Annotated in this window: 25 protein-coding genes and 1 tRNA gene; 18 read left to right on the top strand and 8 right to left on the bottom strand. The window is 67.4% G+C overall.

Translation table 11 applies throughout. From position 1 onward, the window contains the following. The 9 genes from Q0672_RS07180 to Q0672_RS07140 all read left to right on the top strand — a co-directional run. The coding region (locus Q0672_RS07180; protein ID WP_298621150.1) for a class I tRNA ligase family protein at window positions 1-911 on the top strand (911 nt) is incomplete at its 5' end. A gap of 17 nt (window positions 912-928) precedes the next feature. Then, window positions 929-1,141 (top strand): hypothetical protein, encoded by a 213-nt coding sequence (locus Q0672_RS07175; protein ID WP_153162388.1) that lies wholly within the window; start codon window positions 929-931, stop codon window positions 1,139-1,141. Beyond that, window positions 1,138-1,695, top strand: a complete 558-nt coding sequence (gene lptE / locus Q0672_RS07170; protein WP_153162389.1) for an LPS assembly lipoprotein LptE — start codon at window positions 1,138-1,140, stop codon at window positions 1,693-1,695. Before Q0672_RS07175 ends, lptE begins: the two co-directional genes overlap by 4 nt. Next, on the top strand, window positions 1,692-2,717 hold the full coding sequence (gene holA, locus Q0672_RS07165) for a DNA polymerase III subunit delta (protein ID WP_153162390.1): 1,026 nt from the start codon (window positions 1,692-1,694) through the stop codon (window positions 2,715-2,717). Before lptE ends, holA begins: the two co-directional genes overlap by 4 nt. Before the next feature lie 31 nt (window positions 2,718-2,748). After that, the gene (locus Q0672_RS07160; RefSeq protein WP_298621144.1) at window positions 2,749-4,026 is read left to right on the top strand and encodes a glutamate-5-semialdehyde dehydrogenase; all 1,278 of its coding nucleotides are present in this window, start codon (window positions 2,749-2,751) and stop codon (window positions 4,024-4,026) included. Window positions 4,027-4,151: 125 nt separating this feature from the next. Beyond that, a complete protein-coding gene (locus Q0672_RS07155) occupies window positions 4,152-4,742 on the top strand; it encodes a chalcone isomerase family protein (RefSeq protein WP_298621142.1) in 591 nt (196 codons plus the stop codon). Window positions 4,743-4,758: 16 nt separating this feature from the next. Further along, window positions 4,759-5,298, top strand: a complete 540-nt coding sequence (locus tag Q0672_RS07150; RefSeq protein ID WP_367179945.1) for a methylated-DNA--[protein]-cysteine S-methyltransferase — start codon at window positions 4,759-4,761, stop codon at window positions 5,296-5,298. 67 nt (window positions 5,299-5,365) lie between these two features. Then, a complete protein-coding gene (gene ybaK, locus Q0672_RS07145) occupies window positions 5,366-5,857 on the top strand; it encodes a Cys-tRNA(Pro) deacylase (protein WP_298621140.1) in 492 nt (163 codons plus the stop codon). 158 nt (window positions 5,858-6,015) lie between these two features. Next, window positions 6,016-6,396, top strand: coding sequence for an H-NS histone family protein (locus Q0672_RS07140; protein ID WP_298621137.1), 381 nt, complete (start codon window positions 6,016-6,018; stop codon window positions 6,394-6,396). Window positions 6,397-6,425: 29 nt separating this feature from the next. Here Q0672_RS07140 and Q0672_RS07135 read toward each other — a convergent pair whose 3' ends face one another. Beyond that, entirely contained in the window at window positions 6,426-6,821 is a 396-nt protein-coding gene (locus tag Q0672_RS07135) for a dihydroneopterin aldolase (protein WP_153162395.1), read from the bottom strand. A gap of 64 nt (window positions 6,822-6,885) precedes the next feature. Here Q0672_RS07135 and plsY point away from each other — a divergent pair, with 64 nt between their 5' ends. Then, window positions 6,886-7,497, top strand: a complete 612-nt coding sequence (plsY, locus tag Q0672_RS07130; RefSeq protein WP_298621135.1) for a glycerol-3-phosphate 1-O-acyltransferase PlsY — start codon at window positions 6,886-6,888, stop codon at window positions 7,495-7,497. Between the two features lie 24 nt (window positions 7,498-7,521). On the opposite strand, the gene tsaD is transcribed toward plsY, so the two are convergent. After that, a complete protein-coding gene (gene tsaD / locus Q0672_RS07125; RefSeq protein ID WP_298621133.1) occupies window positions 7,522-8,565 on the bottom strand; it encodes a tRNA (adenosine(37)-N6)-threonylcarbamoyltransferase complex transferase subunit TsaD in 1,044 nt (347 codons plus the stop codon). 142 nt (window positions 8,566-8,707) lie between these two features. Between tsaD and rpsU the strand changes: the two genes are divergently transcribed. The 7 genes from rpsU (at window position 8,708) to mgtA (ending at window position 17,360) form a co-directional block, all read left to right on the top strand. Next, window positions 8,708-8,920, top strand: coding sequence for a 30S ribosomal protein S21 (rpsU, locus tag Q0672_RS07120; RefSeq protein WP_079432811.1), 213 nt, complete (start codon window positions 8,708-8,710; stop codon window positions 8,918-8,920). Between the two features lie 144 nt (window positions 8,921-9,064). Further along, entirely contained in the window at window positions 9,065-9,511 is a 447-nt protein-coding gene (locus tag Q0672_RS07115) for a GatB/YqeY domain-containing protein (protein ID WP_298621130.1), read from the top strand. Between the two features lie 53 nt (window positions 9,512-9,564). Next, window positions 9,565-11,463, top strand: coding sequence for a DNA primase (gene dnaG / locus Q0672_RS07110; RefSeq protein ID WP_298621129.1), 1,899 nt, complete (start codon window positions 9,565-9,567; stop codon window positions 11,461-11,463). Window positions 11,464-11,538: 75 nt separating this feature from the next. Beyond that, window positions 11,539-13,497, top strand: coding sequence for an RNA polymerase sigma factor RpoD (gene rpoD / locus Q0672_RS07105; RefSeq protein WP_153162400.1), 1,959 nt, complete (start codon window positions 11,539-11,541; stop codon window positions 13,495-13,497). A 39-nt stretch (window positions 13,498-13,536) separates the two neighbouring features. Then, a tRNA-Ile gene (locus Q0672_RS07100) sits at window positions 13,537-13,613 on the top strand. A 127-nt stretch (window positions 13,614-13,740) separates the two neighbouring features. Further along, window positions 13,741-14,514: a methylmalonyl-CoA decarboxylase gene (gene scpB, locus Q0672_RS07095; protein WP_298621126.1), complete on the top strand. Its 774-nt coding sequence runs from the start codon at window positions 13,741-13,743 to the stop codon at window positions 14,512-14,514. Window positions 14,515-14,594: 80 nt separating this feature from the next. Continuing rightward, window positions 14,595-17,360: a magnesium-translocating P-type ATPase gene (gene mgtA, locus Q0672_RS07090; RefSeq protein ID WP_298621124.1), complete on the top strand. Its 2,766-nt coding sequence runs from the start codon at window positions 14,595-14,597 to the stop codon at window positions 17,358-17,360. A 6-nt stretch (window positions 17,361-17,366) separates the two neighbouring features. Here the strand turns inward: mgtA and Q0672_RS07085 are convergent, their stop codons facing one another. Together Q0672_RS07085 and Q0672_RS07080 are read right to left on the bottom strand one after the other, a co-directional pair. Further along, a complete protein-coding gene (locus Q0672_RS07085; protein WP_298621122.1) occupies window positions 17,367-18,668 on the bottom strand; it encodes a sodium:proton antiporter in 1,302 nt (433 codons plus the stop codon). Between the two features lie 177 nt (window positions 18,669-18,845). Continuing rightward, window positions 18,846-19,889, bottom strand: coding sequence for a polysaccharide deacetylase family protein (locus Q0672_RS07080; protein WP_298621120.1), 1,044 nt, complete (start codon window positions 19,887-19,889; stop codon window positions 18,846-18,848). 399 nt (window positions 19,890-20,288) lie between these two features. Here Q0672_RS07080 and Q0672_RS07075 point away from each other — a divergent pair, with 399 nt between their 5' ends. Next, complete coding sequence (locus Q0672_RS07075; protein ID WP_298621118.1) at window positions 20,289-20,633, top strand: diacylglycerol kinase; 345 nt, start codon at window positions 20,289-20,291, stop codon at window positions 20,631-20,633. Between the two features lie 3 nt (window positions 20,634-20,636). Here Q0672_RS07075 and Q0672_RS07070 read toward each other — a convergent pair whose 3' ends face one another. The 4 genes from Q0672_RS07070 to Q0672_RS07055 are packed head-to-tail and all read right to left on the bottom strand — an operon-like array spanning window position 20,637 to window position 26,616. Then, window positions 20,637-22,121, bottom strand: coding sequence for a c-type cytochrome (locus tag Q0672_RS07070; RefSeq protein ID WP_298621116.1), 1,485 nt, complete (start codon window positions 22,119-22,121; stop codon window positions 20,637-20,639). 13 nt (window positions 22,122-22,134) lie between these two features. Further along, entirely contained in the window at window positions 22,135-23,652 is a 1,518-nt protein-coding gene (locus tag Q0672_RS07065; RefSeq protein WP_298621114.1) for a cytochrome c, read from the bottom strand. 18 nt (window positions 23,653-23,670) lie between these two features. Beyond that, window positions 23,671-25,710 carry a hypothetical protein gene (locus tag Q0672_RS07060; RefSeq protein WP_298621111.1) on the bottom strand — a complete coding sequence of 680 codons (2,040 nt, stop codon included), beginning with the start codon at window positions 25,708-25,710 and terminating at the stop codon, window positions 23,671-23,673. A 30-nt stretch (window positions 25,711-25,740) separates the two neighbouring features. Next, the gene (locus Q0672_RS07055; RefSeq protein ID WP_298621108.1) at window positions 25,741-26,616 is read right to left on the bottom strand and encodes a hypothetical protein; all 876 of its coding nucleotides are present in this window, start codon (window positions 26,614-26,616) and stop codon (window positions 25,741-25,743) included. Between the last annotated feature and the right edge of the window lies 1 nt (window position 26,617).

Below are 26,617 nucleotides of genomic sequence, written 5' to 3'. Positions count from 1 at the left end.
ACGCCTTCTTCCACAAACCCGAAGGCGGCGGCAAGAACTACTTCTGGGAAAGCGAGATCGACATCCAGAAGGATGCCAAGGGCCAGATCACCGGCGCGACGCTCAAGAAGGATGGCACGGTGCTCGAGCACGAGCTCACCACCATGTCCAAGTCGAAGAACAACGGCGTGGACCCGCAGGCCCTGATCGAGCAGTACGGCGCCGACACCGCGCGCTTCTTCATGATGTTCGCCGCGCCGCCCGAGCAGACCCTCGAATGGTCCGACGCCGGCGTCGAAGGCGCCTACCGCTTCCTCAAGCGGGTGTGGTCCCTCGCAGCAGCCAAGAGCGATGCAATCGCTTTCGCGCGGAAGCACAACTTGGCATTACAAGTTCAACTTGAAGATGCGCCGAAGGCAATCAAAGCAGCAAGGCGTGAAATGCACTTGCTGCTCAAGCAAGCAAACTACGATTTGAGCAAGCAGCAGTTCAACACCGTTGCATCAGCCACGATGAAAATGCTGAACACGATCGATCGGCTCTCGATGGATGGTGAGGCGGGCCCCAACGGCGCATACCTCAACTATTACAGTCAGTTCATCGAAGAGGCTTTCGGCATCCTGCTGCGCGTGCTCTCGCCGCTCACCCCGCACATCAGCCACGCCCTGTGGGCCCAGCTGGGTTACGGCGACGACATCCTGGCCGCTGCCTGGCCCGAGCCCCTGGAGGCCGCGCTGGTTCAGGACGAGGTCGAGCTGATGCTCCAGGTGAACGGCAAGCTGCGCGGCTCGGTCCGCGTGGCCGCCGACGCACCGAAGGACGTCATCGAAGCCGCCGCCCTCGCCAACGAGGCCGCGGTAAAGTTCCTGGAAGGCCGCCCGGCGAAGAAGGTCATCGTCGTGCCCGGCCGTCTCGTCAACATCGTCGGCTGATCGAACGGAGGTTTCGCGTGATGCGCATCCAAGCCTGCCTGCTGCTCGTCCTGCTCGCCACCGGGTGCGCCAGCACCCCTGGCGACCGTACGTGGTACCAGAGCCTCGCCAACGAAAACGCCCGCCGGCAGTACGAGCCCGGCCGCGACATCAACCGCGAACCTCCGCCGCCCAGCTTTGATGCCTACGAGCAGGAACGCCGACGCCTGAGAGAGAACCAAGCCAAATGAACGCGCCCCACTCCGCCGGCCGCCGCCGGGCCCTGCTCGCCCTCGGTGGCGCCACGCTCCTCGCAGGCTGCGGCTTCCAGCTGCGCGGCGCCCGCCCGCTGCCCTTCGACTCGATCTACCTGAACATGTACCAGTACTCGGAGCTGGCCGCCGCGATCCGGCGCCAGATCCGGGCCAACGGCAACACCATCGTCACCGACAAGGCCGAAGACGCCCAGGTGCGTCTCGAGGTTCAGGCCGACGTCAAGGACAAGGTGATCCTCGCCCTCAACACCCAGGGCCGCGTCCGCGAATACCAGCTGCGCCAGCGCTTCATCTTTCGGCTGGTCGGCAAGAACGGTCAGGAGATCATGCCCTCCAGCGAGATCTTCCTGCGCCGCGACCTGGCCTTCGACGACACCCAGCTCCTCGCCAAGCAGCAGGAAGAAACCCTGCTCTACCGCGACATGCAGAACGACCTCGTCCAGCAGCTGATGCGTCGCCTCGCCGCCGCCAAGATGCCGGAAGCGCCGCCTGCCGCCGCGCCTGCCCCGGCGCCCGCAGCCAAGCCGTGAACCTGCGCCCCGAGCAACTCGCCGCGCACCTCGACAAGCCCCTCGCCCCGCTCTACGTCCTGCACGGTAACGAGCCGCTGCTGGTCCTCGAGGCCGGCGACGCCATCCGCGCCGCCGCCCGCAAACAGGGCTACGCCGAGCGCGAGGTGCTGGTCGCCGGCCAGGGCTTCAAATGGACGGAGCTGCAGTCCGCCGCCGGCAATCTGTCCCTGTTCGGCGCCAGCAAGCTCGTCGATCTGCGCATCCCCAACGGCAAGCCCGGCCGGGATGGCGGCGAAGCCCTGCAGCGCTACGCCAAGACCCTCGACGACGGCATCGTCACCCTCATCACCCTGCCCGAGCTCGACTGGGCAACCCGCAAGGCCGCGTGGTTTGTCGCGCTCTGCGAAGCCGGCGTGGCCATCGAGACCAACGCGCCGGAGCGCGACCGACTGCCCGACTGGATCGCCCAGCGCCTCGCCCGCCAGCAGCAGAAGGCCGGCCCCGAGGCCCTCGCCTTCATCGCCGACCACGTGGAAGGCAACCTCCTCGCCGCCCACCAGGAAATCCTCAAGCTCGGCCTGCTCCACCCGCCGGGCGAGCTCTCTTTCGATGCAGTGCGCGAGGCCATCCTCAACGTCGCCCGCTACAACGTCGATTCCCTGCGCCAGGCCATGCTCGAAGGCGACGCGGCCCGCTGCGCGCGCCTCCTCGAAGGCCTCAAGGGCGAAGGCGAGGCCCCGCCGCTCATCCTGTGGGCGCTCGCCAACGAGATCCGCACCCTCGCCAACCTGCGCCAGGGTCTCGACGAAGGCCAGCCCCTGCAGGGCCTGATGAAGGCCGAACGGATCTTCGACGACCGGCGCCGCCAGGCCATCCAGCGCGCCCTGCCCCGCCTCGACGGCGCCCCCCTGCGCACAGCCATCTTGCACGCTGCCCGGATTGACCGGATGATCAAGGGTCTGGTCGGCGGCGACGTGTGGGACGAATTCCTCCAGCTGTGCCTGCGCCTCACCCGCGGCGCCACGCCGGCACGACGCTGACCCGCCGGCAATCGATTCAAAGCGAGAAAAGATGGACATCAAGACCTACATGCAGACCGTCGGCCGTCAGGCCCGCGCCGCCAGCCGCGCTGTCGCCGCCGCCTCCACCGAGGCCAAGAACAAGGCTCTCCTGGCCATGGCCACCGAGATCCGCGCCCGCAAGGCGCAGCTCCTCGACGCCAACGCTCAGGATCTGGCCGAAGCCCGCGCCAATGGCCTCGAGCCGGCGATGATCGACCGCCTCGCGCTGTCCGAAAAAGGCATCGAATCGATGGCCCTCGGCCTCGAGCAAGTCGCCGCCCTGCCCGATCCGGTCGGCGAGATGACCGACCTCAAGCGCCGCCCGTCGGGCATCACCGTCGGCAAGATGCGCGTGCCGCTGGGCGTCATCGGCATCATCTACGAAGCCCGCCCCAACGTGACGGCCGACGCCGCCGCCCTGTGCCTCAAGTCCGGCAACGCCGCCATCCTGCGCGGCGGCAAGGAAGCCCTGCACTCCAACCAGGCCATCGCCGCCTGCGTGCGCGCCGGCCTGGCCGCCGCCGGCCTGCCCGAGATGTCGATCCAGGTGGTCGAGACCACCGACCGTGCCGCTGTCGGCGAGCTCATCACCATGCCCCAGTTCGTGGACGTGATCGTCCCCCGCGGTGGCAAAGGCCTCATCGAGCGCATCTCCAACGACGCCCGCGTGCCCGTCATCAAGCACCTGGACGGCAACTGCCACGTGTACGTGGACGAACGCGCCGACCCGGCCAAGGCCCTCGCCATCGTCGAAAACTCCAAGACCCAGCGCTACGGCACCTGCAACACCACCGAATCCCTGCTGGTGGATACCGCCATCGCCAAAGCCCAGCTGCCCGCCATCGGCGCGATGCTGGCCGGCAAGGGTGTCGAGCTGCGCGCCTGCCCGGCGTCGCTGGCCATCCTGCGCGAAGCCGGCATTCCCGAAGCCCAGCTCAAGGCCGCCGTCGAATCCGACTGGACCGAGGAATTCCTCGCCCCGATCATCGCCATCAAGGTCGTCGCCGGCCTCGACGAAGCGATCGAGCACATCAACAGCTGCTCGTCCCAGCACACCGAATCCATCGTCACCGAGGACTACACCCGGGCGATGCGCTTCCTGCGCGAGGTCGACTCCGCGTCGGTGATGATCAACGCCTCGACGCGCTTCGCCGACGGCTTCGAATACGGCCTTGGCGCCGAGATCGGCATCTCCACCGACAAGATCCACGCCCGCGGCCCGGTGGGCCTCGAAGGCCTCACCAGCCAGAAATGGATCGTCTTCGGCAACGGCGACGTGCGCGCCTGACACCCGCCCGACGCACATCGCGCTTTCCCTGCCGGAAGTCTTCCGGTTAAGATTCAAACGCCCGTTCGAAATCGAGTAGAAACTCGATGAACGGGCGTTTGCCCATCAAAACCGAGGAGACAGCCATGCACCCCATCCTTCGCCGCGCATTCGTCGCAGCCAGCCTCACCACCGCCCTCTTCGCCGCCCTGCCGGCCCATTCAGCCGACGTCGCCGGCGTGCGCTTTGACGACCGGAGCACCGTCGCCGGCAGCGACCTCGCCCTCAACGGCGCCGGCCTGCGCACCCGCTTCATGCTCAAGGTGTACGCGATGGGCCTCTACCTGCCCCGCCGCGCCGACACGCCCGACACCATCGCCACCCTGGCCGGCCCCAAGCGCATCCAGATCGTCACCCTGCGCGACCTCACCGCCGAACAATTCGCCGACGCCCTCGTCGAGGGCCTCAAGAAGAATCACAGCGAAGCCGAGTTCGCCAAGCTCCAGGCCCGCAGCGACGAGTTCCGCAACGCCCTGCTGGCCATCAAGGCCGCCCCCGCCGGCACCCAGATCCGCCTCGAATGGCTGCCCGCCAGTGGCACCCGCCTCTCGGTTGGCAATGACGCCCGCGGCAAGGACATTCCCGGCGAAGACTTCTATCGCGCCCTGCTGCGTATCTGGCTGGGCGACAAACCCGTCGATGCCGACCTGAAAAACGCCCTGCTCGGCAAAGGCTGAGCACCTTGCCCGGGCCGTGCCGCAGGCGCAGAATCCCGGCATGGCCCCCTTGTTCAATCCTACCGCCACCGATCGGCCGCCTTCCGCCATTCCGGCTTTTTCCGCGGTGATGTCAGCGCCATTCGGCGCGGTCGGCGTCCTCAGCGACGATCAATTGATCCAGACAATCGAATTCCTGCCGCCAGGCCAGCCGGAGATTTCCCCGGCCAATCGGCTCGCCGAAAAGGCCATCGGGCAGCTGGCCAATTATCTGTCGGACCCGGATTTCCCCTTTGATCTCCCGCTGGCCGGCCGTGGAACGCCTTTCCGGCGCCGCATCTGGGCCGCCATCGCCGCGATTCCCCGGGGCGCCACCCGCAGCTACGGCGAACTCGCCCGCGACGCCGGCAGCATCGCCCGGGCCGTCGGCCAGGCCTGTGGCGACAATCCCTTTCCGCTCGTCATTCCGTGTCACCGGGTCGTCGCGGCCGCCGGCGTGGGCGGATTCGCCCACGAGAATCATGGCCACCTAATAGACACAAAACGCTGGTTATTGCGCCACGAAGGCGCGATCTGAATTCCGGCAATACGCCGGATCATCGCCCGCCGTTTCATCAGAAATTCACATTCAACCAATCGCCATCATGTCCCGTCCCGACCAGCACGCGCCGGAAACGCCGGCCACCCGCTTCCTGCGGCAGCACCAGATTCCCTTCTCCACCCACCTCTATGCGTATGAGAATCACGGCGGAACGAAAGTCTCGTCCCGGGAATTGAATGTCGCCGAACACGCGGTCGTCAAAACCCTGGTGATGGAAAACGAAAGCCGCCAGCCGCTGATCATCCTGATGCACGGCGACCGCAAGGTCTCCACCAAGGAACTCGCCCGCCAGGCGGGGCACAAGCAGATCAGCCCCTGCGACCCGGCCGTCGCCCAGCGCCACACGGGCTACATGGTCGGCGGCACCTCGCCCTTCGGCACCCGCAAGGCCATGCCTCTATTCATGGAGCGCAGCATCCTCGACCTGCCGCTGATTTACATCAATGGCGGCAAAAGAGGCTTTCTCGTCGGCGTCCATCCCCACGACATTCTCCGTATACTCAAGCCAACCATCGTCACCGTGGCGATTGAATGAATAACAAAAAGACTTGCCCGATCGTCAAATAAAAGTGGCAGAATAAGCGCCTGAATAAAGGCATTGAAATGCCTGCCGTGGCGATTGGTCGTCCAGCCGCCACATTCATCTCAAACGCTGATCGCACTCAAAACGCCACACCGAAGGACAACACCGCCATGGATATCTCCACCCTTTCCCTTGCCGAATTGCGCCGTCTCCAGACCAAAGTCGAGACCGAAATCCGGCGCCGTTCCGACACGGCCAAGAAGGATCTGCTGAAGCGGATGCAGAAGCTCGCCGCCGAACACGGCATGAGCCTCACCGACGTGATCGGCGGCCAGGAAGCCATCGAAAAGGCCGCCCCCGCGCCCAAGAAGGCTGCAGCCAAGCCCGCCGCCAAGAAGGCCGCCAAGCCCGCCTCGGTGATCAAGTTCCGTCACCCGGAAAACGCCGCCATCGGCTGGACCGGCCACGGCCGCAAGCCCCAGTGGGTGATCGACTGGCTCGCCCAGGGCAAGGCCCTCGACGACCTGCGCGCCACCAGCGCCGAAGCCTGATTCAGCGCATTGCCACGCCCCTGCCGGGCTCAGCCCGGCAGGCCGGCCGTGGGAGCGTGAGCCGGAGGTTCGGCGCCATTGCGGCCGCGTTCGATGAATACGCCAACCCGCCGCACATCCTTCATCACGCCAATCTTGGCAATCGCCAGCTTCACCCACGGGGCGCCAAATTCGTCGAATAACAATTTGACGATGAATTCCCCCAGTGTCTCGATCAGATTGAATTGACGCACCGCCAGTTCGGCGCGAATCCGCTCGATCACCTTGGCGTAATCGATCGTGTCCGCAATGTCGTCATGCTCGGCTGCCGCATCCGGCACGCCAAAAGTCAGGTTGAGTTCGAGCGGCTGATCGGCAACCTGCTCCCGCGGATAGATGCCCACCCGCGACTTGACCCGCAGCGCTTCGATAAAAATGAAATCCATCGTGTGTCCCAGCTAAAATCGCGCACATTCTAGCCCGTACGCCTCCAAAAGCACTCACGCCAAAATGCATTTCGCCCTTTTGCTCCTCGCGGCCTACCTGATCGGCTCCATTCCGTTCGCGGTTGTCGTCAGCCGGCTTTTCGGCATGGCCGACCCCCGCTCCTACGGTTCCGGCAACCCAGGCGCCACCAACGTCCTGCGCAGCGGCAACAAGCTCGCCGCCGCCCTCACCCTGGTGGGCGACGCCTTCAAGGGCTGGCTGGCCGTGTGGCTGGCCGACAGCTTTGCGCCGGGCTTCGGGATCGGCGCCATCGCCGCGCCGGCAGCGGGCCTTGCTGCCTTCTTCGGCCACCTCTTTCCGGTGTTTCTCGGCTTCAAGGGCGGCAAGGGCGTGGCCACCGCTGCCGGCGTGCTGATCGGCGCCAAGGGCCTGCTGGGGCTGGCGGTGCTGGGCGTATGGCTTGGCGTGGCCTTCACCCTGCGCTACTCGTCCCTCGCAGCCCTGTGCGCCGCGCTGGCCGCTCCGGCGCTGGCCTACCTGTTCGACCTGGGCCCCAACTGGATCATCGCCATCGCCGTGATGTCGGCGCTGCTCGTGTGGCGCCACAAGGACAACATTAAACGCCTCGTTGCCGGCCAGGAAAGCCGCATCGGCAGCAAGAAAAAGGCCGGCTAAAACGCCGGCCCACCACCACACCACTCAATCCGCCTGCCCGACCACCACGGGCGGGCGGATGTCCTGCAGACTCCAGCGCGGCCGTACCGCAAACCGCCCCGCGGCGGGCTCAACCGTTTCACCGGCCGCAAAACGCAGCGCGCCTGCAAAGGCGATCATCGCGCCGTTATCGGTGCACAGCTCCAGCTCCGGATAGAACACCCGCGCCTTGCGCTTCGCTGCCGCCGCATCGAGCTGGGCCCGTAGCGCGAGATTCGCCCCAACGCCCCCCGCCACCACCAGCTGCTTGAGCCCCGTGTGCTTGAGCGCCGCCATCGACTTGGCTACCAGCACCTCGACCACCGCTGCCTGAAATTCCGCCGCCAGATCGGCCCGATCCTCCGGCACGAAATCCGGCGCCGACGCAGCGGTGAGCACCGCCGTCTTCAGGCCGCTGAAACTGAAGTCGAAATCCTTGCTGTGCAGCATCGGCCGCGGCAGCTTGAAGCGCCCCGGCTTGCCCTCCCGGGCCAGCTTTGCCAGCGCCGGGCCACCCGGATAACCCAGACCGATCAGCTTGGCAGTCTTGTCGAAGGCTTCGCCGGCGGCGTCATCCACCGTCTCGCCGAGCAGGGTGTAATCGCCAACGCCCGCCACCCGCATCAGCTGCGTATGGCCACCCGACACAAGCAGCGCCACGAACGGAAAGCTCGGCGGCGTGGCCGACAGCAGCGGCGACAGCAGATGCCCCTCCAGGTGATGCACCGGCAGCACCGGCACATCCAGCGCCACGCCGAGGGATTCTGCCACGCTGGCGCCCACCAGCAGCGCACCCGCCAGCCCCGGCCCGGCCGTGTAGGCCACCGCGTCGATGTCAGCCATCGTGAGCCCGGTGACTTCCAGCGTCTCGCGCAGCAGCAGCGGCAGACGGCGGATGTGGTCTCGGGAGGCCAGCTCCGGCACCACCCCGCCGTAGGCAGCGTGCAGGTCGATCTGGGAGTGGAGACGATGGCCCAGCAGGCCCCGGCCAGTCTCGTAGATGGCCACGCCAGTCTCGTCGCAGGAGGTTTCGATGCCCAGAACGCGCATGGATCAGCCCGAAGAAAAAACGCGATTTTACCCTTCCAGACCCCTGGGCCACACCCAAAACTGAAAATTGGGCTTGGTGGACCCGAACGACTTGGTTATACTCTTCGTTTTTCCGTCCAAAGAATTTTCGAGGAAGCACGCAATGCCGGGTATTCGCGTCAAAGAAAACGAGCCGTTCGAAGTAGCCATCCGTCGCTTCAAGCGCACCATTGAAAAAGTGGGCCTCCTGCCCGAACTCCGCTCCCGCGAGTTCTACGAAAAGCCGACCGCCGAACGCAAGCGCAAGCTGGCCGCCGCCGTCAAGCGCCACCACAAGCGCCTGCGCAGCCAGACCCTGCCCCCGAAGATGTACTAAGCAACACCCCGAGTACACGCTTCCCGCTTCGCCACGCGATACGCGCTTCAGCGCGAGCGCGTGGCGTTTGCCTTTTGGTTCGCCAGCCCGCAGCCTTGCCTTGTCGGGCCTGCGTCGCCCACCCTTTCGCCAGGAATCTCTTTCGTGTCCCTCAAAGCCCAGATCAACGAAGACATGAAGGCCGCCATGCGTGCCAAGGAAACCGCCCGCCTGTCGGCGCTGCGCCTGCTGCTGGCCGCCATCAAGCAAAAGGAAGTGGACGAACGCATCGAACTGGATGACGCCGCGGTCATCACGGTGGTGGACAAGATGCTCAAGCAGCGTCGTGACTCCGTCACCCAGTACGAGGCCGCCCAGCGCTTTGATCTGGCGAGCGCCGAGCGCTTCGAGATTGACGTGCTCACCACCTACAAGCCCGCCGGCCTCACCGTCGAGCAGATCGCCGCCGAGGTGGATGCCGCCATCGCCTCGACCGGCGCCGCCAGCGCCGCCGACATGGGCAAGCTGATGGCCGTCCTCAAGCCGAAGCTCGCCGGCAAGGCCGACATGGCCGAGGTTTCCAAACTGGTGAAATCCCGCCTCACCAACTAGGATTCATGAAGATGGCGCCGTAGCGGCCAGGCCGCCGGCGCCGGCTGGCCATCATGATTCCGCAATCCTTCATCCAGGATCTGCTCGCCCGCGTCGACATCGTCGAGGTGATCGAACGCTATCTGCCGCTCAAGAAGGGCGGTGCGAACTATTTCGCCTGCTGCCCGTTCCACGGCGAGAAATCCGCGTCGTTTTCGGTAAGCCCCACCAAGCAGTTCTATCACTGCTTCGGCTGCGGCGCCCACGGCAGCGCCATCAGCTTCCTGATGGAGTACAGCGGCCTCGGCTTCATCGACGCGGTGAAGGAGCTCGCCAGTAACGTCGGGATGGAAGTCCCCCAGGATGACTTCACGCCCAACCGCGACCGCGTCCGCGAACAATCCCTCACCGAACTCATGGCCCAGGCCGCGCGCTTCTATAAAGAGCAGCTCAAGCGTAGCCCGATCGCCATCGACTACCTCAAGGGCCGCGGACTGACCGGCGAGATCGCCGCCCGCTACGGCCTGGGCTACGCGCCCGAAGGCTGGCAGGCGCTGCAGGCCGCCTTCCCCGACTATTCCGCCGCCAGCCTGCTCGAATGCGGGCTGGTGCTCGAGAATGAGCAAGGCCGCCGCTACGACCGCTTCCGCGACCGCATCATGTTCCCGATCCAGGACCAGCACGGCAACGTGATCGGCTTCGGCGGCCGCGTCCTCGGCAAGGGCGAGCCCAAGTATCTCAACTCGCCCGAGACCCCGATCTTCGAGAAAGGCCGCGAGCTCTACGGCCTCGTCCAGGCCCGCCAGGCGATCCGCGACCAGGAATGCGTGCTGGTCGTCGAAGGCTACATGGACGTGGTCGGCCTCGCCCAGTTCGGCGTAGGCAATGCGGTCGCCACCCTCGGCACCGCCGCCACGCCGCACCACATCCAGAAGCTCCTGCGCCTCACCGACCGCGTCGTGTTCTGCTTCGACGGCGACGCCGCCGGCCGCCGTGCCGCCGGCCGGGCGCTCGAAGTCAGTCTCGAACACCTGGCCGACAACAAGACCCTCACCTTCCTGTTCCTGCCCGAAGAGCACGACCCGGACAGCTTCGTCCGCGCCGAAGGCCCGGACGCCTTCCGCGCCGCCATGAACCGCGCCCAGCCCCTGGCCGAATTCCTCCTCGCCGAGCTGAAGAAGGACGTGGATCTCGCCACCGCCGAAGGCTGCGCCAGGCTCGTCCACGAAGCCAAGCCGCTGGTCACCCGGATCGGTGCCCCGCTGCTGCGCCTGCAGGTCATCAAGATGCTGGCCGAGACCGCCGGCTTCACCCAGGCCGAGATCGAGCAGTCCTTCGGCCTCAAGAACGCCTCGGCCATGCCGCGCCGCAACGACGAGCCGCCCCCCTTCGACGACTTCGGACGGGGCGGCTTCGATCGTGGCGGCTTCGGCAACCGGGGCGATTTTGGTGGCAACAATGGCTCCTGGGGAAACGGCGGATTCCGCGGCAAGCGCCGCCAGGGCCTGCCTCGCCTCCCGCCGCGCCAGGCGCCGCAGTCGGCCATCGAGACGCTCCTCAAGCTGGTCGTCCAGCACCCCGTGTGGGCCGCCCGCCTGCCCATCGACCTGCTGCCCGGCGACACCCCGGAAGGCCTCGCCCTGATCGCCATCGTCGACGCGATGAGCGTCGGCGACCTGCCCACCCACGGCGTCGCCGCGCTCACCGAGCACTACCGCGACACACCCCACGCGGCAGCCGTGTCCCGCGCGGCAGCACAGCTGGACGACAACACAATCGACGAAACGGCCATTGAACGCGTTTTCAATGACACGCTCTACAAGCTTGAAGCGGATCTGATCGAGAAGGAAATCGTCGTTCTCAACGCCAAAGATCGGGAGTCCCCCCTGAACACAGCCGAAAAACAGCGCCTCAAGGAACTGATTTCCGCCAAACAGAGACTTAAGCCTCGCCCTAAAGCATCGGATTCGTAATATAATTTTCGGTTTCGCGCAAAACGCGCCGCCGAGACAACCGTCCATCAATCGGACGACAAATCGAGGACCGCCATGACCACGGACAAGCCCAAACAACCTCGCAAGGCCCCGGCCAAGCCGCGCGCCGCGAAGGTCAAGGACAAACTCGCCCCGATGATCGCCGAGGCTCCCTCGGCAGAAGAGGCTGAAGTCCGCCGCACGCGGCTCAAGACCCTGATCGCCCTCGGCAAGGAACGGGGCTACCTGACCTACGCCGAGATCAACGACCACCTGCCGGACGACCTCGTCGACGCCGAGCAGATCGAGTCGATCATCAGCACCTTCAACGACATGGGCATCCAGGTGTTCGACGTGGCCCCGGCCGCCGAAGACCTGCTGATGTCCGAAGTCGCGCCCACGGTCGTTGATGACGAGCAGGCCGAAGCCGAAGCCGAGCAGACCCTGTCCGCCGTGGATTCCGAATTCGGCCGCACCACCGACCCCGTCCGCATGTACATGCGCGAGATGGGCACCGTGGAGCTCCTCACCCGCGAAGGCGAAATCGAGATCGCCAAGCGGATCGAGGAAGGCCTCAAGCACATGATCCAGGCGATCTCCGCCTGCCCGACCACCATCGCCGACATCCTCGAGTCCGCCGACAAGATCTCCCGCGACGAGATGCGCATCGACGAGCTCATCGACGGCCTGATCGATCCGAACGCCGTCGAGGACATCGAAGCCCTCGCCGAAACCGAGGATCTCGAGGTCGACGACGCCGAGGACGACGAAGAGGAAGACGGCGACGGTGCCAGCGGTGCCCAGTCCGCGTCCCTCATCAAGATGAAGGCCGAGGCCCTCGAGCGCTTCGCCAACCTGCGCAGCCTCTACGAAAAGATGGCCGCAGCCCTCCAGAAGAAGGGCTACCAGGACAAGAACTACCTGAAGCTCCAGGAGCAGGTCTCCACCGAGCTGATGAACATCCGCTTCACCGCCCGCACCACCGAGCGCCTGTGCGACGCCGTGCGTCACATGGTCGACCAGGCCCGTGCCCATGAGCGCAAAATCCTGCACCTGTGCGTCGACAAGGCCAGCATGCCGCGTCCGCACTTCATCAAGAGCTTCCCGGGCAACGAGACCAACCTCGACTGGCTGAAGGCCGAGATCGCCGCCGGCCCGAACAACGCGCCGGTGCTGATGCGCATGCAGCCGGCCGTGCTTGAAGAGCAACAGAAGCTCATCGACCTCCAAGACCGCATCGGCATTCCGCTGAAGGAACTCAAGGACATCAACAAGCAGATGTCCACCGGCGAAGCCAAGGCCCGCCGCGCCAAGCGCGAGATGACCGAGGCCAACCTGCGTCTGGTGATTTCCATCGCCAAGAAGTACACCAACCGTGGCCTGCAGTTCCTCGACCTGATCCAGGAAGGCAACATCGGCCTGATGAAGGCCGTGGACAAGTTCGAATACCGTCGCGGCTACAAGTTCTCCACGTACGCCACGTGGTGGATCCGTCAGGCCATCACCCGCTCGATCGCCGACCAGGCGCGCACCATCCGCATCCCGGTGCACATGATCGAGACGATCAACAAGATGAACCGCATCTCCCGCCAGATCCTGCAGGAAACCGGCAACGAGCCCGATCCGCAGACCCTGGCCGAGAAGATGGAAATGCCCGAGGAGAAGATCCGCAAGATCCTCAAGATCTCCAAGGAGCCCATCTCGATGGAAACCCCCATCGGCGACGACGACGACTCCCACCTGGGCGATTTCATCGAAGACAACGCCACCCTGGCCCCGGCCGAAGCGGCGCTGTACTCCAGCCTGCGCGACGCCACCAAGGAAGTGCTGGACTCCCTCACCCCGAGGGAAGCCAAGGTGCTGCGCATGCGCTTCGGCATCGAGATGAACACCGACCACACCCTGGAAGAAGTCGGCAAGCAGTTCGACGTGACCCGCGAACGCATCCGCCAGATCGAAGCCAAGGCCCTGCGCAAGCTGCGTCACCCGAGCCGCTCGGAGCGCCTGCGCAGCTTCCTCGACAACGAAGCCTGACCCGTCGGGCCGCCCCGGCGGTCCGCACCCCGTTTCGTCGGGCCCATAGCTCAGTTGGTTAGAGCAGGCGACTCATAATCGCTTGGTCACAGGTTCAAGTCCTGTTGGGCCCACCAATCGCATCAAGCACTTAGGCCAGCCTCATGAGGGCTGGCCTTTTGCTTTTGGCGGTCTCTGCACCGCCACGCCGGCCAAGCGGGGCCGCGCTGGTTATCATCTGCGTTTCGACCACGAGGCCCTGCCATGCTGCTGCTCGCCATTGCCGACAACATCGGCACCATCACCCTCGACCGCGACCACAGGCGCAACGCCTTCTGCGAAGAGATGGTCCATGGATTCACCGCGGCGCTGGAATCCTTCCGCTCGGCGGGGGTGCGTTGCGTGGTGCTGCGGGCGAAGCCGGGCAGCACGGTGTGGTCGGCGGGGCACGACATCGACGAGCTGCCGGCCGCCGGGCTCGACCCGCTGGCCTGGCGTGATCCGATGCGCAAGCTGATCCGCGAGATCGAGCTGTTTCCGGCGCCGGTGATCGCGATGATCGAAGGCAGCGTGTGGGGCGGCGCCTGCGAAACCGTGTTCGCCTGCGACCTGATTGTGGCGGCCAGCGACGCCACCTTCGCCGCCACGCCGGCCCGTCTCAACGTGCCCTACAACGTGGGCGGCCTGCTCACCTTCCTCAACGCCGCGCCGCTCAACATCGCCAAGGAGATGCTGTTCACGGCCGATCCGCTGTCGGTGGAGCGCCTGTGCAGCCTGGGCGTGATCAACAAGGTGGTGGACAAGGCCGAGCTCGAGGCCGTCACCTTCGCCATGGCGCACCGCATCGCCGCCAACGCGCCGCTGTCCATCGCGGTGATGAAGGAGCAGCTGCGCATCCTGGCCGGCGCCCACACCATGTCGCCGGAGGACTTCGAGCGCATCCAGGGCCTGCGTCGGGTGGTGTACAACAGCCGCGATTACGCCGAGGGCGTGCAGGCCTTCCGAGAGAAGCGCAAGCCGGTGTTCAGGGGCGAATAGCCCCCGCCCGCTACGTGCGCAAGCGTACGGCGGCGCGGGCCTGATCGGCGTAGAGTCAAGGCTTGACCAGGGCTCTTCCGATGAAGCCATCGCGCCTGCGTGCCCATTTCGTCTCGCACCTGCAGCGGCGCCGCGCCGCCCGGCACTTCCTGCGCCATTTCAGCTTCGAGCTGTTCCGCCACGCGCCGGTCAGCAAGACGGTGCCGCCGGATCTGGCGCGCACCCTCACCGCCGCCGCCACCGAAGCGCCGGATCAGCTGCTCGCCCGCCTGCACAGCCACCCGGACGGGCTGGACGCCCAGCAGGCAGCCCGCATCCGCCGACGTACCGGCGAAAACGTGGTCCTCCACGAGAGGCCGCTGCCCGCCTGGCTGCACCTGTGGCATTGCTACGTCGATCCCTTCAACCTGCTGCTGTCGGTGCTCGCCGCCGCGTCGTGGTATTCGGGCGATCTGAAGGCGACCACAGTGATCGGCTGCATGGTGATGCTGTCCACGCTGATCCGCTTCGTCCAGGAGCGCCGCTCCAGCCGCGCCGCCGACGCCCTGAAGGCGATGGTGAGCAGCACGGCCACGGTGCTGCGACGGCAGACCGATGACCCCGCCGCCCCGGTCGAGACGCGCCACGTGGAGGTGGAAGGGCGCAACGTGCGCTGCGTCGAGATCGCCCCCCGCGAGCTGGTGCCCGGCGACATCGTGGTGCTGTCGGCGGGGGATCTGGTGCCTGCCGACCTGCGCCTGCTGTCGGCCCGGGATCTCTTCGTGGGCCAGGGCGCGATGACCGGCGAGGCCCTGCCAGTCGAGAAGTTCGACACCCAGCGCCGCGCCACCGCCACCAGCCCGCTGGAGATGGACAGCCTCGCCTTCATGGGCACCACCGTGCTCAGCGGCTCGGCCACCGGGGTGGTGCTCGCCACCGGCGCCCAGACTTATTTCGGCACCCTGGCCGACCGGGTCGCCGCCGTCGAGCAGACCCCCACCGCCTTCCAGGCCGGCGTGAACAAGGTGAGCTGGCTGCTGATCCGCTTCATGGCGGTGATGACGCCCATCGTCTTCGTCACCAACGGCCTCACCAAGGGCGACTGGCTGGAGGCAGGACTGTTTGCCATGTCGGTGGCCATCGGTCTCACGCCGGAGATGCTGCCGATGGTGGTCACCTCCACCCTCGCCAAGGGCGCGGTGCTGCTTTCGCGGCGCAAGGTGATCGTCAAGCGGCTCGATGCGATCCAGAACTTCGGGGCGATGGACGTGCTGTGCACCGACAAGACCGGCACCCTCACCCAGGACCACATTGTCCTGCAGCGCCACACCGACATCGACGGCCGGAAATCCGTCGAGGTGCTGCAATACGCCTGGCTCAACAGCCACTACCAGACCGGCCTGAAGAACCTCCTCGACGTGGCCGTGCTGGCCGGGAGCGACGAACTGGGCAAGCTCGATCCGGCGCGGGATTTCCGCAAGGTGGATGAGATCCCCTTCGACTTCCAGCGCCGTCGCATGTCGGTGGTGGTGGCCCGGCAGGATGGCGGCGACCCGCAGCACCTGCTGATCTGCAAGGGCGCCATCGAGGAGATGCTGGCGGCCTGCAGCGCGGTGCGCCGCGGCGATGCCACCGAGCCCCTGACGCCCGAACTGCTCGCCCACATCCGCACGCAGACCGACACCCTCAACGCCGACGGCCTGCGCGTGGTGGGCGTGGCAACCAAGCCCCTGCCGCCGGGCCAGGATCGCTGCAGCGTGGCCGACGAGGCCGGCCTCACCCTCGCCGGCTACGTCGCCTTCCTCGACCCGCCCAAGGACAGCGCCGCACCCGCGCTGGCCAGCCTGCGCGCCAACGGCATCACCGCCAAGGTGCTCACCGGCGACAACGCGCTCGTCACCGCGCGGGTGTGCCGGGAGGTCGGGCTCGATGTTGCCGGCACCCTGCAGGGCAGCCAGGTGGCCGAAATGGACGACGCCGCGCTGGCCCAGGCGGTGGAAGCGACCACCGTCTTCGCCAAGCTGTCGCCCCTCGACAAGGAGCGCGTGGTGCGCGCGCTGCGGGCCAACGGGCACGTGGTGGGCTTTCTGGGCGACGGCATCAACGACGCCCCGGCCCTCCACGCGGCGGACATCGGCATCTCGGTCGACAGCGCCGCCGACATCGCCAAGGAGACCGCCGACATCATCCTGCTCGAGAAGAGCCTGATGGTGCTGGCCGACGGCGTGCGCGAAGGCCGCAAGACCTTCGCCAACATGCTCAAGTACATCCGGATGACGGCCAGCTCCAACTTCGGCAACGTGTTCTCGGTGCTGGTGGCGAGCGTCTTCCTGCCCTTCCTGCCGATGCTGCCCATGCACCTTCTGCTGCAGAACCTGCTCTACGACATCTCCCAGACCGGCATCCCCTTCGACAACGTGGATGAGGAATCCCTGTGCACGCCCCAGCACTGGAACGTGGAAGGGCTGGGGCGCTTCATGCTGTGCTTCGGGCCGATCAGCTCGATCTTCGATCTGCTCACCTTCGGGCTGATGTGGTTCGTCTTCCACGCCACCACCCCGGCGGCCCAGACGCTGTTCCAGTCCGGCTGGTTCGTCGAGGGCCTGCTCTCCCAGACGCTGGTGGTGCATATGATCCGCACCCGCAAGCTACCCTTTGTGGAGAGCCGCCCCGCCCTGCCCCTGGCGGCGATGACGGCGTTCACGGTGCTCACCGGCATCGCCATCGTGATGGGGCCGCTGGCGCCCTACTTCAAGCTCGCGCCCCTGCCCGGCGCCTACTTTGGCTGGCTGGCGGCGATCCTGCTGGGCTACGCGGGGCTGATCCAGGCCATGAAGGCCTGGTATGGCCGGCGCTTCGGCTGGTGAGCCCGCTCAGGCCGCCCGGGCCTTGCGCCGGGCGTACCACCGCATGATGGGCTGCACCGAGATGCCGTGGACCAGGATGGACGCCGCCACGGTGAGCAGCGTCATCGAGATCAGCTCATCCGCCAGCGGGCCGGAAACCCCGCTGCGCAGCGCAAACATCAGATAGAACACCGAGCCGATGCCGCGGATGCCGAACCAGCCGAGCATGGCCCGCTGGTGCCCCGGCAGGCGGCGCCGAAACGTCACCACCAGCACCGCCAACGGGCGCAGCACAACAAACAGCAGCGGGATGAACCACGCCTGCGACAGGCGGAACCCCGCGTAGGGCAGCATCGCCCCGATGATCAGCACGATGGCCAGCTCGGCGAGCTTCTCGAGCTGCTGGTTGAAGACCTCCACCGCGTGGCTCATGGCGGCGCTGGCGTGGTGGGAATGGGTCTCCCGCTCCTCGTGCGCGGCGGCCTGGGGCGCCGCGTCCAGCGACACCGACCCCGGCAGCGGATCCTCCCGCACCCGATGCAGGGCCAGCCCGGCCGAGAACACCACCAGAAAACCCGACGCCAGGCACAGCTGGGCGACCCCGTAGGAGATGGCGATCAGCCCGAGGCACAAGAACTCGTCGAGCCCCACGGCGCTGTGGTGGCGGGTGCGCAGGTAGATCACCAGCTTGCCGATCAGCGCCCCGAGGATCGCCCCGATCAGCAGCCCGCCAGCCGTCGTCCACAGCAGATCGACCAGCAACCAGCGCCAGCCCCCTTCGCCCAGCTCGTGCCGGTTCATCAGCCCGAGGCCCAGCAGCACGAAGGGAAAGGCCGCCCCATCGTTGAGCGCGCCCTCCCCGGCCAGGCTGAAGCGCACCCGGTCGGGCCGCGAGCCCGGCTCCGACTGCACACCCGAGGCCAGCACCGGGTCGGTCGGCGCCAGAATGCCACCCAGCAGCACCGCCTCGCCCGGCGACAGGCCCAGCCCCCACACGCCCACCACTGCAATCAGCGCAACGGTGAGCGCCATCGCCGGAAACGCCAGCACGCAGGGCAGCACCCAGCGCCGGTCGAACATCGGCACACCCAGCTTGAGGCCAACGGCAAACAGGGAAATCAGCACCGCGATCTCGGCCATCAGGCCCAGCGCGTCGGCGTAGCGGGTGGGGTCGGGCTCGACCAGCCCCAGGCCGCCGGGCCCGAGCAGGTAACCCATGCCCAGATAGATCATCGCGCTGCTGAGGGGCAGCCGCTGGAGCAGCGTGCCCGCCAGCACCATGCTGATGAGGAGGACGCCGAGCAGCAGCGACCAGTGGTAGACAGTCATGAGAAGACACCACGGAACACGCGCGCGTGTCTCACGCAGAGTCTCGCGCAAGCGTGGTCGACCATCATGCGCCCAAGCGGGCTGCACCGTGCGCCCTTGCGTCGCCCGGCCGGCCGAAACGAGGCGCAAAAAAAGCCAGGCGGGGCCTGGCTTCGTTCGATGGGGCGATGCGGATGTTCAGCCGCGTCCGGCGAGCCGCTTGAGGAAATCCGAAAAGCCGCTCATCTCGGCCTCGAACTCCAGCGCGTGGATGCGCTCGCCGTCCAGGAAGCGCGGCAGGTAGGAGACATCGCGCCCCGTCGCGGTGTCGATCAGGCCCGGAAGGCAGGTGGTGGCGGATCTGTCGCCAATCTCCTGCAGCGCAGCGTGGGCGTTGTGGTCGTAATCGCCGCTGGGGTAGCAGTAGTGGCGCGGCTCCGGCAGGCCCTGGCCGCGGATCACGCTCGCGCAGGCGGCGAGGTCGTCCTTCAGGCGCTGGGGCACGCCCACCGGGTAAAGATGGACGTGGCCGTGGAGCTCGATGGCGCAGCCGAGGCCCGGGATCCGGGCGAGCTCGTCGGGGGTCACGTAGTCGAAGCGGCGCGAGGCCAGATCCAGCTCGGCGTCGCTCACGCCCACCGCCGCGGCAAAGCGTTCGACGAATGCCCGGTTGGCGACGGGATCGGCGATGGCTTCGAGCTGCTCGACCAGCGCCTCCACCAGCCGGCGGGTGGCCGGCCGATCGGCTAGCACGTGATGGCCATCGATGCCGGGCCCGAAGCCGGACAGGTCGATCTCGGACTTGCCGGATTTCCAGAGGATGTAGTTGAGTACCACCGGCGGGATCGGATTGCCCCGCTCGAAATACTGGGTGCACAGGTAAAGGGTGGAGGGCACGCCGTGGCGGGCGAGCACCGGCAGCAGCGCCGCGTAGGTGGAATACCAGCCGTCGTCGAAGGTCAGCACCACCGGCAGCGCCGGGCGGGCCTGGGGCGTGGCAAGGCCATCCACCGCCGCATCCAGCGGCACCACGGTGAAGCCCTTCTCCTTCAGCCAGCGCACGCGGGCGTCCAGGTGTTCGGCCGAGCAGAACAGCAGCGGGTTGAACTGGCGCTCGTCACCGATGTTGCCCCCGTGGTAGCACAGGATGCGCAGCTTCGAGCGGGTGAGGCGACGGGAGAGACCGAACAGGCCCAGCGCACGCGCGAGCCACAGAACAGAGAGTTTGAGCGTCTTTTTCATGCGGATCGATTGACCATCACGCCGGCCTGCGCCAGCGACTGCGCACTGTAGCAGAGTCTCGCCGACGGCCGGGTGCGCAAGGGCACGCCGCCATGCAGATCAGCTGTGAAAAGGTGAACATCCGGCGTTCGATCGGCCGAATGGCACTGCCCGGCATGGGCCAGGACGGGAACGGAGCGGGGAGGAAGAAAAGTGCGACCGCCGGAAGAGGGATGCTGCCTGGAGGCCTCCCCGGCGGTCAGCGCAAACCCGATACGGGTATGGAGGAGTCATTGCCTTAACGACGGATAAATCCGATTTCTTTAGCTGTCTGAAATAAAAATTTTCGTGTCATGATCAACCAGCCCGGCGCTCCCCGCAGGCTGGCAGCCCGACGAGCCTTGGCGTAGAGTTGGAAGAATGAAAGGACAAGGATTCCTGCGCCGCTTCGGCTATGCCCGCAGCGGCATCGCCGTGGCCTTCCGGCGCGAGCGCAGCATGCGCACTCACGGCGTGGCCGTGGTGGCGGTGGTCATCTTCCTCACCCTCACCGGCGCCCCGGCCGTGTGGTGGGCGCTGATCGGGCTGGCCGTCGGGCTGGTGCTGGTGGCCGAGATGGCCAACACCGCCATCGAAACCCTGGCCGACCGCCTTCACCCCGGCCAGCATCCGGAGATCGGCGTGGTCAAGGATGTGGCCGCCGGCGCGGTGCTGGTGGCCACCATCGTGGCGATCGTGGTCGGCGTGGCCTATCTGCTGCGCTAGGCGCTAGAGCGTCTTCAGGTATTCCACCAGCGCCTCCTTGTCGGCGCGGCCAAGGGTTGTGCCGAACTCATGGCCCTGGTTGCCGCTGCCCCGCTGGGTGGTGTCCATCCGCGTGCCGACCTGCTTCGCCCCTTCGCCTTCGGTCACGAAGCCCACCTTCACCGGATCAAACACGTCGTAGCCCCGCCAGAAGGCCTTGGGGCGGTCGGCGGCCGGCTCCAGCAGATCGCGCAGGGTCGGCACCGAGCCGTTGTGCAGATAGGGGCCGCGCAGCCAGATGCCGTCGAGGAAGGGGATCTTGTAGCCGGGCAGGTCTTCCTCCACCAACCCGCGCCGGTCGATGCCCATGGCGGCGACGATGCGATTCGCCTTGATGGCGGCGTCCTTGTTCCAGGTATCGAGACGCCCCTTGTCGGTGCCCACCTCGGCCAGCGGCAGCCGCGTGCCGGTGCGCGGGCTGGCGTGGCAGGCGGCGCAGTGGGCGTCGAACACCGGCTTGCCGGCGGCGGCCCGGGCGGCGTCGATGGGGAAGGGATACTTCGGCGGCGGCAGGTTCGAGAGGTAGTCCTGCAGCCACTTCACCTGGGCCAGGAAATCCGCCTTGTTGGCCGGCGCCGCGCCGAGCACGCCGAGGGCCGAATCGACCATCACCGAGTGCACGTCGTGGGTGTCGCCGGCGTAGTTGGGGAGTTGGCCGGTCTCGGCGTGGTACTTGCCGAGGTTCCACACCGCCGGGATGTCCGCCGGACCAAAGGCGTCGTCCATGGGCGCACGGATCATGAAGTAGCGGGTGAGGTTCATCCCGTCGTCCCGGCCGCGCCCCCAGTCCGGAAAATCGCTGCGGTAGATCCACGCGAACTGGGCCTCGCGCTCCAGCAGCCGCTTCTTGGTGATCGGGATGATCACGAAGCGGTAGAGCAGCCGGTCGATGATGTCCAGGTCGGTCACCCGGTCGATCTCGGCCATCAGGATGTCGGCGTTGAAGCGCGGGTCGCGGGCGCAGTCGATCAGCAGGCGGAAGAAGTTTTCGATATTCACCGTATGGCCCGGCCCGCCCACCACAAAAACGGGGTTGGAATCCGGGCTGGTGCGGTAGCTGGTGGTGTGGCAGGCCGCGCAGTTGTTGGCGACGCGGGCAAAGCCGATGGTCTTGCGGGTGAAGCCCACGGGCAGCTCCTGGCCCTGCTCCCAGGCCACGCCCAGGGCCGCGTAGCCGCCGGGGGCGACCTTGCCGTCCTGACGGAACTTCTCGGGGAATACCCGGGGCAGCACGTAGAAGATCCAGTAGGGCACGCCGGCGTCGTGCTCGGCGCCGATCGACCCGTACTTGAAGCGGCTCTCGGCGGATTCAAACACCCAGGCGGGCTGCGGCTCCTCGCGGAAGCCCCGGCTCCAGCCCAGGTAGATGCCCGCGACCACCAGCAAGACCAGGGCCAGCAGCCCGGCACTCAGGGCGGCGCGGCGGATTTCCAGGGATCGGGAATTCATGGTGTGCTCCCGCTCAGAAGGTTTTGAGGAATTCGACGAGGGCGGCCTTGTCGTCGGCCGGGAGTTCGGTGCCGTAGGCCCGGCCCTCGTGGCCGCCGTTGCCGTTGCCCGGCTGGGTGGTGTCGAAGCGGAAGAAGGGCTTGCCGCCGGCCTCGGGCAGGTTCGACACGAAGCCCACCTTCACCGGGTCGAACACATCGTTGCCGCGCCAGAACACCGCCGGGCGCCGGGCCGCGGGCTCCAGCAGATCGCGCAGGCTGGGCACCGAGCCGTTGTGCAGGTAGGGCGCACGCAGCCAGATGCCGTCGAGCGGCATGTTGGCGTAGCCGTGGGTCTTGCGGAACTGGGTGAAGCGCCACGGGTAGTCGGCGTAGAGCGTGGCCTGATTGACCGCCAGGGTGTAGGTGTAGGAATCCAGCCGACGGCGGTCGGTGCCAATCTGCGCCAGCGGCGTGACCCGCCCCACCTGATCGCCGCTGAAATCCCGCCCGGAGGCGCCGTGGCAGTCGGCGCAGTATTCCTTGTAGATCGGCGCGCCGCGCGCGGCCAGCGCCGCGTCGACCGGAAACAAGCGCGTGAAGGGCGGCGGCTCGGTCTCGAGGATCCACTCTTCCACCCGCCGGATGCGATGCACGTCGAGGGTCGGCGGTGTGGTGCCGGTGCCGAAGGCGGCGCTCTTGTTGCGCTCGGTCATGTCGGTGTTGTTGCCGTCCCAGTGCAGCTCCATCGGCCGGGGTTCGCGGCGCGGGCGCTGCAGCCAGATCGACGGAAAATCAGCCGGGGCGTCGAATTCCTCGGGCGGCAGATGATCCATCGGAAAGTTGAAGATCACCTTGGCCGAGTTGAAGGTATCGACCCGCCCCGGCCCCCAGGGCTGCTGGCGATACACCCAGTCGAAACGCCCCTTCAGGGCCAGCACCCGGTCGCGCATGATGCCGATGGCGAGCGGATACACCACGTAGCGGTCGAGCAGGTCGAGATCAGCCCCCTGGCGCTGGATCTCGGGGATCAAGTATTCCTTCGAGAACTTCGGGTCGGCCGCGCAGTTGAAGAAGAAGGTCTCGAAGCCCTGCATGTTGAACAGCGCCGCCGGCATGCCCGCCACCAGCAGCGGCGGCTGGTCGGGCGCGGTACGCACGGTGCTGGTGTGGCACACCGCGCAGTTCACGAAGACCCGGTCCACGCCCTGGTAGCGACGCTTCGAGGTGCCCACCGGCAGATCCTTCAGGCTGCCGTCGGGGTTCGTCTCGTAGAGCATCCCCAGCGACGCGTAGCCCTTGCCGGGCAGCAGGTGACCGCACACTTCGGGCAGCGCCCGCCAGATCCAGTACGGAAAACCCATCTCGTGCTCGCCGCCGGTGGAGCCGTACTTGAAGTGCTCCACCGGGTCGGCGTAATCCACCGGCGAATCGCCGCCGAAGCGCCCGACGAGCCACAGGACGACGGTGGCCGGCAGCACCACGGTGAGCGCAAAGAGGATGAGGAAACGGCGTTTCCAGCGGTGGGTGGGCGGCACGGCGCGGTGGGGCATGATGGCCTCCGTTCTCTCTCAGTGCGCCCCGGTGGCCAGGCAGGGGCGCAGGTATTCGTAACCGCCCGCCAGCAGGGCGTCGGGGTCGGGCTCGCGGCCGGTCTCGAGCCGCAGCATGGTGGCGACCACGGCCTCCATCTCCGCCCGCTCGGGGCTTGTCGCCCAGGCGGCCGGATGGATGCCGAAGGCGGGCAGCATGGATTCGGGCGGCATCGGCGTCTTCTCCCGCGCGGCGGGCAGGCGCCGGGCCATCGTCAGCCGCACCAGGATGCGTGGCGCGCACTGGCGTAGGCGCGCCTCCAGTTCGTCCCGCGGGCCTTGCAGGAAGTTGGGCGGAAACTGCTCGGCGCTCAGGTGGCAGGCGGCGCACCAGGCGTGGAAGGCCGCCAGCGGCCTGGGCAGCGGCGTGCCCATCGGCGCATCCCGGGGCGGCGTGTCGGGGGTTTCGAGGCGGGGCGTGGGCGGCACGCCTTGCGGTGGTTTGGCCGGGGCCTCACCCAGCATCTTGAGCAAGGCCGTGACCAACGCCGCGCCGGGGATCGGCCTGTCCGCCAGCAGGGCGGCGCCCTCCGGGCTGGCAGCGAGGGCCTCCATCGCGCTGGCGAGTGCCCTGCTATCGGTGCGCAGGCGCAGCTGCAGCGGCCCGGCGCCGGCCTTCAGCGCGCTGGCGTCGACGTGCTCCAGCCAGTCGCCCCCGGCCAGGCGCACGGCCTCGCCGAGGGCGAAGGCCGGCTGGGGCGGCTCGCCGGCGAGGGACAGGCGACTTATCCGCCCGTCCGCCAGATCCAGCGTGGTGCCGCCCGGCCCACGGCAACGGGAGGCCCGGGAGGCCGGCTGCGGCACGCAGTCCAGCGCCATCACCCCGCGCGGCAGGCTGGCAGCCCGACGCGCAAGCGCAGCCTCGACGCGCAGCCACTGGCCATCGGCGACGAACTCGGCAACGCCGGCCACGGCCTCGGCCAGCGCTTCCGGCGCATTGGCCCGCCACCACGCGTCCGGCGGGCGCGGCGCGAGGGGCTCGAAGCGGGCCGGCACATGGGACAGCGCCAGCTGCGCCGGCAGCGCGTCGGGCCAGCGGGTGACGCCCTGGAGCGGATTGCGGTTGGGCAGGTCGGAGCGCCCGATGGCCAGCCCGTCCGGCCACAGCCGGCCTGCCCGGCTGCGCAGGGGGCGGGCGGCGGCTTCGTCGAAGGCGGCGTCCGGGCGCCCTGCCCGGCCACCCGCCAGGCGCATGCGGATCGCGGCGGCAAACAGCCCGGCCCGGCAGGCCGCGCCAGGGTCGCCCGGCCCGCAGCCCTCGCGCCACAGGCGCTGGGAGAGGGCGAACAGGTTGGCGCGCCGCACGCCCTTGTCGATGGCGTAGGGCAGATCGACGCCGCGCCCGGTCGGAATGCCGTAGAAGCGCCGCCCCACGGCGTCGAGCCGCGCGGCGATGGCCGGGTTGGCGTTGGTCTCGTCCCACAGGGCGCGGGAGAAGATCGGCGCGCCGTTCTGGTGACAGGCGAAGCAGATGTTGCGGTTGGCGTAGAAGACCCTCGGCTGGCCGCCGGCCCGGTAATCCTTGACCAGCTGGAACTCGAAGCGGCCGGCGGCCTCGTTGTAGCTGATGACTTCCAGCACTGCCGATTTCTCGGCGTAGCCGATGTAGAGCCGGTCCTTGAGGAGCGGCGCGCCCGGGGCCGGGGGCGCATCAACGGCCAGCACGACGCGGGGAAAACGGAAGTAGTCCGGCGCCGCTGCGGTGCGCTGGAGCGAGCGGCCGAGGGGGATCAGCACCGGCTTGACCGGCGGCAGCGTGCTCGCCCCGTCGCGGGCCAGCAGCGGGTCGAGTCGGGCGAGGAGCGTGTCGAAGGGAAAGGGCACCATGTGGCCACCACGGCCGTCGGCAAAAAGTTGGTCGAACAGCGACACGCCCACCGGCGGCAGATGTGACCCCGGCGCGGCCGGATCGACGACCCAGGCGCGCATCGGTGCGGGCTCAGCCGCCACCGTCAGCGGCGCCCGGACGATGACGAACGCGGCCAGCAGCATCGACTGCAAGGCCCGGCGGATCGTCACGGCGCGCCACCCCGGTTGCGCCGGCCGGGGTCAGCCTGCCGAGGCCAGCAGCTTGCGTTGCTGGGTGCCGGGCCAGCAGTCCTCCTGGGCCTGGCCGGTCTTGATGAAGGCTTCCCGCCCCTGCTCGTCCATCGCCTTGTTGTAGAGCGTGAAGTTGAGGGCGAAGCCCTTGTCGAGATAGGCGCGGCCCAGGTAGAGGCCCGGGCGGATCATCCGGATCTCGTCGCGCACCCGCAGGCCACGGCGCCCGGCGAGGAAATCGGGGTATTCCTGGTAGCCGGAGATCTCGTCGGTGAAGAAGTAGTCGATGATGATCGACTCGCGCCGGGCGTCGAGCAGGCTCTGCCCGCAGTAGAGCTTGGCCGGGAAGAGCAGCCAGGTTTCCTTGCCATTGAAGTTCATCTTCTGGGGCTCGCCCCTCACCAGTTCGAGCTTCTTGAGGACGGACAGATCCTCGATGCGGTTGCGCAGCACCCGCGCGTCCCGGTAGAAGACCTTGCCCCGCCACAGGGTCTCGCCCACTTCCTCCAGCACCAGACCCTTGAGCTGCAGCGCGGTGCCGGCAAAGCCACCGACGAGCTCGGCCAGCCTCAGCTTGCCGCTGCCGCCCTTGGGCAGCAGGATGCGGCCGTCGAAGGCGCCATCGGGGATCGGCCCGGCGGTGAGGCGGGCGTAGATCTGGTCGAGCTGCTCCTGATCGAGGGTTGCCAGGTAATCCGGGGTGATCCTGGCGATCTCGGCGGTGGGGATCGGGAAGGCGTGATCCACCTGGGCCAGGTCGGGCTTGGAGGCGTAGCTCTTGTCGTAGGGCGCGAAGGGGATGTTGGGCTGGGCGGTCTTCTCGGGCCCGCAGGCGGCGAGGCCTGCCGCGGCACACAGTGCGACGACGGCTTGGAGTGCTTTCATG

Source organism: uncultured Zoogloea sp. (genome assembly GCF_937894855.1).
Classification (GTDB): domain Bacteria; phylum Pseudomonadota; class Gammaproteobacteria; order Burkholderiales; family Rhodocyclaceae; genus Zoogloea; species Zoogloea oryzae.
This window is presented reverse-complemented; position numbering and strand designations above follow the sequence as displayed.

What these genes read in the sequence shown, in the direction of transcription:
- Q0672_RS07080 (WP_298621120.1), bottom strand. Translation starts at nt 19,889, where the DNA reads ATGAAAAAGACGCTCAAACTCTCTGTTCTGTGGCTCGCGCGTGCGCTG.
- Q0672_RS07160 (WP_298621144.1), top strand. Translation starts at nt 2,749, where the DNA reads ATGGACATCAAGACCTACATGCAGACCGTCGGCCGTCAGGCCCGCGCC.
- Q0672_RS07055 (WP_298621108.1), bottom strand. Translation starts at nt 26,616, where the DNA reads ATGAAAGCACTCCAAGCCGTCGTCGCACTGTGTGCCGCGGCAGGCCTC.
- ybaK (WP_298621140.1), top strand. Translation starts at nt 5,366, where the DNA reads ATGTCCCGTCCCGACCAGCACGCGCCGGAAACGCCGGCCACCCGCTTC.
- Q0672_RS07085 (WP_298621122.1), bottom strand. Translation starts at nt 18,668, where the DNA reads ATGACTGTCTACCACTGGTCGCTGCTGCTCGGCGTCCTCCTCATCAGC.
- Q0672_RS07065 (WP_298621114.1), bottom strand. Translation starts at nt 23,652, where the DNA reads ATGCCCCACCGCGCCGTGCCGCCCACCCACCGCTGGAAACGCCGTTTC.
- Q0672_RS07075 (WP_298621118.1), top strand. Translation starts at nt 20,289, where the DNA reads ATGAAAGGACAAGGATTCCTGCGCCGCTTCGGCTATGCCCGCAGCGGC.
- scpB (WP_298621126.1), top strand. Translation starts at nt 13,741, where the DNA reads ATGCTGCTGCTCGCCATTGCCGACAACATCGGCACCATCACCCTCGAC.
- Q0672_RS07135 (WP_153162395.1), bottom strand. Translation starts at nt 6,821, where the DNA reads ATGGATTTCATTTTTATCGAAGCGCTGCGGGTCAAGTCGCGGGTGGGC.
- rpsU (WP_079432811.1), top strand. Translation starts at nt 8,708, where the DNA reads ATGCCGGGTATTCGCGTCAAAGAAAACGAGCCGTTCGAAGTAGCCATC.
- lptE (WP_153162389.1), top strand. Translation starts at nt 1,138, where the DNA reads ATGAACGCGCCCCACTCCGCCGGCCGCCGCCGGGCCCTGCTCGCCCTC.
- Q0672_RS07155 (WP_298621142.1), top strand. Translation starts at nt 4,152, where the DNA reads ATGCACCCCATCCTTCGCCGCGCATTCGTCGCAGCCAGCCTCACCACC.
- tsaD (WP_298621133.1), bottom strand. Translation starts at nt 8,565, where the DNA reads ATGCGCGTTCTGGGCATCGAAACCTCCTGCGACGAGACTGGCGTGGCC.
- Q0672_RS07140 (WP_298621137.1), top strand. Translation starts at nt 6,016, where the DNA reads ATGGATATCTCCACCCTTTCCCTTGCCGAATTGCGCCGTCTCCAGACC.
- rpoD (WP_153162400.1), top strand. Translation starts at nt 11,539, where the DNA reads ATGACCACGGACAAGCCCAAACAACCTCGCAAGGCCCCGGCCAAGCCG.
- Q0672_RS07070 (WP_298621116.1), bottom strand. Translation starts at nt 22,121, where the DNA reads ATGAATTCCCGATCCCTGGAAATCCGCCGCGCCGCCCTGAGTGCCGGG.
- mgtA (WP_298621124.1), top strand. Translation starts at nt 14,595, where the DNA reads ATGAAGCCATCGCGCCTGCGTGCCCATTTCGTCTCGCACCTGCAGCGG.
- dnaG (WP_298621129.1), top strand. Translation starts at nt 9,565, where the DNA reads ATGATTCCGCAATCCTTCATCCAGGATCTGCTCGCCCGCGTCGACATC.
- plsY (WP_298621135.1), top strand. Translation starts at nt 6,886, where the DNA reads ATGCATTTCGCCCTTTTGCTCCTCGCGGCCTACCTGATCGGCTCCATT.